General features: G+C 33.2%; 6 protein-coding genes. 4 read left to right on the top strand and 2 right to left on the bottom strand.

Translation table 11 applies throughout. The annotated features are described in order from the left end of the window. Positions 1 to 678: 678 nt before the first annotated feature. The 4 genes from AC3DU7_RS20365 (at position 679) to AC3DU7_RS20350 (ending at position 5,527) form a co-directional block, all read left to right on the top strand. Positions 679 to 1,914 (top strand): TRAFAC clade GTPase domain-containing protein, encoded by a 1,236-nt coding sequence (locus AC3DU7_RS20365; RefSeq protein ID WP_488041129.1) that lies wholly within the window; start codon positions 679 to 681, stop codon positions 1,912 to 1,914. 43 nt (positions 1,915 to 1,957) lie between these two features. Beyond that, entirely contained in the window at positions 1,958 to 3,889 is a 1,932-nt protein-coding gene (locus AC3DU7_RS20360) for a hypothetical protein (protein WP_488041128.1), read from the top strand. Between the two features lie 18 nt (positions 3,890 to 3,907). Continuing rightward, a complete protein-coding gene (locus AC3DU7_RS20355) occupies positions 3,908 to 4,210 on the top strand; it encodes a CD225/dispanin family protein (protein WP_488041127.1) in 303 nt (100 codons plus the stop codon). A gap of 312 nt (positions 4,211 to 4,522) precedes the next feature. Continuing rightward, complete coding sequence (locus tag AC3DU7_RS20350; protein ID WP_488041126.1) at positions 4,523 to 5,527, top strand: hypothetical protein; 1,005 nt, start codon at positions 4,523 to 4,525, stop codon at positions 5,525 to 5,527. Positions 5,528 to 5,601: 74 nt separating this feature from the next. Here the strand turns inward: AC3DU7_RS20350 and AC3DU7_RS20345 are convergent, their stop codons facing one another. Then, the gene (locus AC3DU7_RS20345) at positions 5,602 to 6,327 is read right to left on the bottom strand and encodes an NUDIX hydrolase (protein ID WP_488041125.1); all 726 of its coding nucleotides are present in this window, start codon (positions 6,325 to 6,327) and stop codon (positions 5,602 to 5,604) included. Further along, positions 6,297 to 6,887, bottom strand: a complete 591-nt coding sequence (locus AC3DU7_RS20340) for a nicotinate-nucleotide adenylyltransferase (protein WP_488041124.1) — start codon at positions 6,885 to 6,887, stop codon at positions 6,297 to 6,299. Before AC3DU7_RS20340 ends, AC3DU7_RS20345 begins: the two co-directional genes overlap by 31 nt. Positions 6,888 to 7,029 lie beyond the last annotated feature (142 nt).

Raw genomic sequence — 7,029 nt, 5'->3', positions numbered from 1 at the left:
ATCTTTTTGATAAAGAGTTGCTCCCTGGGAATTACTAATGATTTGGAAACCAAGAGATAGAGGGTTTTGTGATTTACTTTCGGCATTTTGGGTAGGAAATAAGTTTATTGTTATTAGGAGGATGGTTGTTAAAAATAATCCGGTTAAAGTTAGACTTTTTTTGTTCATTATACTAATTTGATAAATATTTTTGACAAATGGTAGGGACGTTCCATGTAACGTTCCTACAGGATTATCATTTTTTTATGTAGTTCATTGACTTGAAAACTGTTGTAAAAGGGTAAAATCTCAATTCCTTGTAAATATCCTTCTTCAAAACATCTAAATTTATCCAAATCAAAAAAAGTTTGAAAAATTTAATATATTTTTACTTAAGTATCCCTATTTCAATTATTTCAATATAACTTTCCCTAAAATTATCTTCAAGCAAGACTTACCGAATAATTAAGGCTTAAAGTCTCTCCTTTAAAGGAGAAACAAGAAAAAATTTTCCTTTTTTTCAATCTTCTTCCTTTTAGGGAGAGGTAATTATCAATTATCCATTATCAATTATTGAAAGGCAGTTTCTCGCCTTAGCTTAAAAAGTAATGCTAGACTCAGAATATCTAAAAAAACTGTTGAAATTGCTCTAGTAGTATTACACTTGGCATCGTTATATTTTCAGAGGAAATGTAGGCAATGAAAAATTACAAAATATTAACTTTAGGAGCGTCTGGTGCAGGTAAAACTGTATTCCTGGCCAGTATGTTTAGGTCATTATCAACCCAAGGAGAAGATGGTTTCTATCTTGAGGTTGAGGATTTTGAATCACAGAAGCTACTGAATGATATTTACACAAACTTGATTATTGGAAAATGGCCTGAAACAACCAAAGCTGATGAGATATCAAAGTGGAAGTTTACTTATTCTATCAAGAATCCTAATCTGGAAAACTTTCCAATTTGTGAGTTTATTTATTTTGATTATGCTGGGGGACGGTTCACAAATATGGATGAAGATGATGATCAGCTACAAGAAATAATCAAACAAGCTGATGCAATTTTAGGTCTTTTAGATGGTCAAAAAATTCAGGCATTAATAAGTAATAAAAATGAACAAAAGATTGATGATTTTTTAAATAAAGACTTACCACCAATAATTAAATGGATGTCCTATTGTAAAGCACCAATTCAGTTTGTAATTAGTAAATGGGATTTGCTGGAAAATGATAATTTTGGTTTAAAAGAAATAAGCGATCGCCTCCTAGAAATTCCTGAGTTTAAAGAGTTAGTTCTTAATCGAAATAAAGAAGGTTCTCCAGTACGCTTGATTCCAGTAAGTTCAATAGGTTCAGGTTTTGCAACACCTCAACCTGATGGAAGTATGAAAAAGATTGCAGGTTCAATTCCACGTCCTTTTCACATGGAAGTTCCTGTATCTTGTGTTATACCCGATCTTTTAGAGAAAGAGATTCAGGTAAACCTTAAACGACTAACTACTATTAGCGACGCATCTATTGCTGAAAATAGTGGATTTAATAAATTATTAAATCAGTTCTTCAAGGGTGTGTTAAGTTTCCGTTGGTTGATCGATCTAGTTGTTAATATTATTGTTGAATATTTTTTGATACCAATAATCTTTCAGGATGATAACTCTAATTCCAATGATAGTGAGCCAAATGAGTTAAATATTATAATTGCTCAAGAAATCCTCAAAAGAATTGATAATTGGATCCTGGCAGGAATCAGAATAAAAGTTGCAGCAGATGATAAAAAATTAGCTGAATTCCGCAAAATAAGAGATGAATCTATCAGAAAAATTGAAGATAAAACAACATCCTTGAAAAGTGCTGTGACAAGTTTTTTATATATTAGTAATAAACTGAGCCAAGATTTTCCTGACTCTGCAATAATCGTAGATCAACTAAAGCAATAAGGTAATCATTATGAATATGAAAATTAAAACTAAAGAAATAAATATGAAAAATTACAATATTATTACTTTAGGACCATCTGGAGCAGGCAAAACAGTATTTTTAGCTAGTCTTTTTCAGGAATTATCTATTCAAAGTGACAAAGGATTTTTCCTGGAAGTACCTGATAATCAGCAGCAGAAAAAACTAAATGAATTTTATTTAGAAATTATTTCTGAAGGACCCTGGCCTGAGACAACAAGAGAGTTAACGAAGAACAGGTTTACTTGTTCTGTAAAGAATCCTAATCTTGAAAACTTTTCAGTTTGTCAGTTTACATACATTGACTATTCAGGAGGATTAGTTACAGACATATTACCAGGTGAAGACGAAGTTTTTGATTTAAAAAAAAATGTCCCTAATGCTGATGCAGTGTTGGTGATGATTGATGGTCTAAAATTGTTGAAATTCATGCAGGACAAAGACCTAAGTTCTAAAGATGTTGACTACTGGTTACTGAAACATTTACCCAACATGATGCAACTGATAGATAGATGTAGCAGAGACACACCAGTTCATTTTATTATCAGCAAGTGGGATTTGCTTGTTGAGTGTCGTTGTGACGATCTCTCAGAAGTAAGAAAACGCCTGCTAGAAAAAGTTCCTAAGTTTAAAAATGTAGTTCATAGTAGAGTTAAAGCTGGTTGTCCAGTACGTCTAATTCCTGTAAGTTCTATTGGTATGGACTTTGCAACCCTTCAGCATGATGGTTCGATGAAAAAAAAGCCTGGTGCAATTCCTAAACCTTTCCAGTTAGAGATTCCTATTGCTTATGTATTAATTGATGGGGTAAAAGCTAATATTAAAGCCTTAAAACCATCCTCAGAAAACATTCCCCTGCTGGATTTAGTTAAAAATCGGCTAATTCATCAGTTTGTTTTAAACGGACTATCTCACCTAGACCAAGAAAAATCTTTACAAGAAGTCAAAGATCGAGAAACAGCACTTAAGCACTTGGTCATTAGTTTCTTGAAACATCTCAAAGATTTTGAGGAGAGATTTCCCGAAGCTAATTTAGGAGGAGAAGTTCTTTTTGCTCCTGAACCCATTCATAATTTGACAAAACATGAAAAAGTAGTCTGTTCGGTTGGTTTCACATCTGATGGTAAAACTCTTTTCAGTTCCAGTGATGACAGAAAAGTTCTGTTTTGGGATGTTGCACGGGGAAATTTACAGAAAAAAATTGTACAGGAAAAATCAGATTGGGTACTAGCAAATCTTAGTCAGGACAATAAACTGCTGTTTACTGCCAGCGCAGATAAAAGCATTAAGGTATGGGATGCCAATACAGGAAAACTCTTGTATAAACCGTTGAAGGGACATTCCGAGCCGATCGATGGGTTTGTTGTTAGTCCTGACGGGAGCACACTGATTAGTGGTAGTCGAGATCGAACTGTCAAAATCTGGCAATTAGAAACTAATGGCGGTAGAGTCATACACAGTTTAAGCGAACATCAAGGCTATGTTTATGCTCTTGCTGTTTCTCCCAATGGGCAAACTTTAGCTACTGCTGGTACAGACAAGAAAATGCTGATTTGGGAACTGCCCATTAAAGATGATAAATTTCTGAAATTTCTTACCCTAAAGCATCCTAGTTTTATCAAAGCTTTAGCCTTTAGTTCAGATGGTAAAATGTTGGTTAGTGGTTGTGGAGACAAAACTATCTATGTCTGGGATACGAAAACCTGGAATCTCAAGTATAATTTGGAAGGACATAGCGGAGCAATTTGGTCTCTGGCGATTAGTCCAGATAACCGCATCCTTGCCAGTGGAAGTAATGATTGCACAATAAAGGTCTGGAATTTATCAACCGGAACTTTAAAAACTACTTTAACCGGGCACACTGGTATTATCACGACCCTAGCTTTTAGTCCAGATAATCAGACCTTAGCTAGTGGCAGTGATGACAAAACGATTAAATTTTGGCAAATTGTATAAAATATAGTTTAAGTAAACATGACACCTAGCAAAGAAAATATTCCTAACTATCGAATGCCAGCAATTTTACTCACTTTTCTATGCTGTTTGGTAGTTGAAAGGTGGGCAGTTTTTTATTTGCCTTTCGGAATTGTCACAATTATTTATGCAACTGAAGTTAAGACACGACTTAAATGTGCAGATGCACTAGGAGCAGCTACAGCATCAAAAAAAGCTAAGAAATGGTTTTTGTTTAGTTTAATAGTAGCGATAATAATTATGGCTTTATATGGATATTATTATTATAATATTATGGCTAATAATAATTATTATTATGACTAATAATGATAGAACCTAATACTAATAATATTAAGAATCTATTCCTAACAATAACTTAAACATAGAAGGGTTATATTAACTCACTTTAAAAATGTCATAAATATTGGGAAACTTATAACTCCTGAAATTACTGTATTCTCAAATTTTTCTATTTATCAAATCTTATTTTTAACTTTTGCCTTCCGTGATATGAAATCCGGTAGTGTAGGTATAAATAAAGCAGAGAAACTCGGTTTATATAAAATAAATCACATATCTCTCCCATAAACCCGGTTTCTTATAAAACTCCGAATCTAGATTTATTAAATTATCACTATGAGTATTGAAGTTTGGCCTTTTTTAGTAAGTCGTAACCGCTATCTTGACTACAGAACAGTGGTAGCTCCTGATTTCATCTGTGAAGCTAAGACTGGCAACTTATTGGCAAGAGTGACGACAGGAAATTTAACAGAACCAGGAAAGGGATTTATTAGACAAATTTTTGGTTCAAAAGTAGGAGATTTCACCATAGTTTATCGAATCTTAAAAGCTACACAAAAAGACCTAAATTCTCAAGTAGGAGATGAGATTCTTAAAGACCAATTTGGGAGAGAAATACTTCTAATTGAAGGAGTGGTTATTCAGGAAATTAAAAGTAAAGAAGCTGTTTTGATTTCCCAGAAAAATATAGAAGAAATTCATCAGAAATTGATAGAAGGATACACAGAATTTTGGGAGCATCGCGATCCACATCCAGCTATTCCTTCTCATCAGTTATCCTTAAGTATGGATGGTTCTAGTAGACCCTTAGAACTTGAAGAAATAGAACTATTTCAGGTTGAATATCCAATCTCTAACCACAATCAGGAAAAAAAAAGCGTAGGATTTATTAAATCTTGGGGTAATAACGTTAATTATGTTGTTTTTTTCACTATAATTTTGGCAGTAATGGTTGTTTTTGGGTGGATATACAAAAGTAAAATTTGGGGAACAAAGATAGTATATGACTGCACCACTATTGAGTATAAAAATATAAGATTAGAGAGTAAAAATAATATAGATGATGTTCTCAATAATCTACAAAAAGAGTACCCAGATGCAACAATACTCCTTGATGCTAAATTAGAACTAAAATCCAACGAACAATGGCAATATTTGATAAAAAGAGAAAAACTCAATGACTTGGAAAAGTATACCATTAACCTCTATGGAAATATCTTAAAGCTACAAGAACATCCACTTGATTTAGCGATCGCTCAACTTCGCAACCAGGAAATTGTTGAGTACATTAATATCAGCGCAAAAATTATAAATAAAAAGGAATGTCAAATAAATTCCTGAAGCAATCTCATAGATACCCTACAGTGGAAGAGATTGCTTCGGGGTGTCAATTTTTTCTGAATTCCCTACCTCCCTCAAATAAATATTAAAGGTTTATCTTTTACCAAAGCAAATGCTTCAACATCAAACCGATAAAGACTAGCGGGTCTACCTGCTCCCCGTGAAGTTTTTACCCCAGTATCAGATAAGAAACCTAACTTTAATAGCTTGGCACGAAAATTAGAATAATCTGAAAAATTGTCTCCTAAAATAGTTGTATAAAGTTGATACAATTCTCCTAAAGTAAACTGCTCTGGTAAAACATCAAAAGCAACAGGACTATACTCAAGTTTATTTCTTAATCTGAGATATCCATATTCAATAATTTGTTGATGGTCAAATGCTAACTGAGGAATTTGTTCCAGAGGATACCAAGCAATACCTGTTACTCCATCAGCAATTAATTCTGCTTCTTCAAATCTAACTAAGGCAAAATAACTGACTGATAAATATCTACAATTATAAATAGATTCTCTGGGGTCACGACCAGGACCGCCAAAACTATATAATTGCTCTAAATATAGATTTTTGACCTTAATTTTTTCCGCTAAAATTCTGTAAGCTGCTGCTTCTAAAGATTCTCCTTGTATTACTAATGTACCTGGCAAACTCCAGTAGTTAATAAATGGTTCCTTTTGTCGCATTACTAATAAAACCAATAGGCGGTTTTGTTGAGTATCGACAGAAAAAATTACGTTATCTACTCCTACTTTAAAATCTGCTTTATTATTTACACTTTTTCTATGGTCGCGTCCTGGCATTTGTACAAATGCTCCCGATATATATAATCTTTAATGGGAGGCGTAATAATTGCTGAGTCTCCTTGCTCGCGATATGCGGATGAGGAAACATTAGGAACTTCTAAAGAAGCTATTTTTACTCCTGTATTTAGTTCTCTTAATTTTTGCAAATCTGCCTCTTCTATTGTAATACCTTTTCTAGGTACAACTAATAATCCTACTTTCTGCAAAAGTTCTTCTATTTTATACCAATTTGGTAATTGTTTGACTAAATCTGAACCTACTACTAAAGTAAATTCAGCATTATGACATTTTTTTCTAGCACGTTCAACGGTTTCTATAGTACGACGACTACTTAATTCTGAATTGAGAGAAATATTGTTTTTATTAGAGTCAATATTTTCAATCAAAATTGATAACATTGCCGAACGTTGTTTGAGGGGTATTTTATGTGATTTAAAGGGATTATCTGATGCCCAAACTATTACTTTGTCGAAGTTTTGGGAAAGCCATTTAATAATTGTTTCATGTCCGGATGTTGGTGGATCGGCACTTGTACCGAATAAAGCTATTTGAGTCATTTTTTTTGATTTTATATAAGTTCCTAAATCGGACATCTTTCTAATATATTAGTGTAAGTATTTAGCCGTCAGCTATCAGCTATCAGCCATAAGTTATTGCTTTTTTTTAGGATAAAAGCTTTATTAATTGTCTTACTATTTC

The organism is Okeania sp. (assembly GCF_983059655.1).
This window is presented reverse-complemented; position numbering and strand designations above follow the sequence as displayed.

Excerpts from the sequence above, each read along its gene's own strand:
- AC3DU7_RS20365 (WP_488041129.1), top strand. The coding sequence starts at position 679 with ATGAAAAATTACAAAATATTAACTTTAGGAGCGTCTGGTGCAGGTAAA.
- AC3DU7_RS20360 (WP_488041128.1), top strand. The coding sequence starts at position 1,958 with ATGAAAAATTACAATATTATTACTTTAGGACCATCTGGAGCAGGCAAA.
- AC3DU7_RS20355 (WP_488041127.1), top strand. The coding sequence starts at position 3,908 with ATGACACCTAGCAAAGAAAATATTCCTAACTATCGAATGCCAGCAATT.
- AC3DU7_RS20350 (WP_488041126.1), top strand. The coding sequence starts at position 4,523 with ATGAGTATTGAAGTTTGGCCTTTTTTAGTAAGTCGTAACCGCTATCTT.
- AC3DU7_RS20345 (WP_488041125.1), bottom strand. The coding sequence starts at position 6,327 with ATGCCAGGACGCGACCATAGAAAAAGTGTAAATAATAAAGCAGATTTT.
- AC3DU7_RS20340 (WP_488041124.1), bottom strand. The coding sequence starts at position 6,887 with ATGACTCAAATAGCTTTATTCGGTACAAGTGCCGATCCACCAACATCC.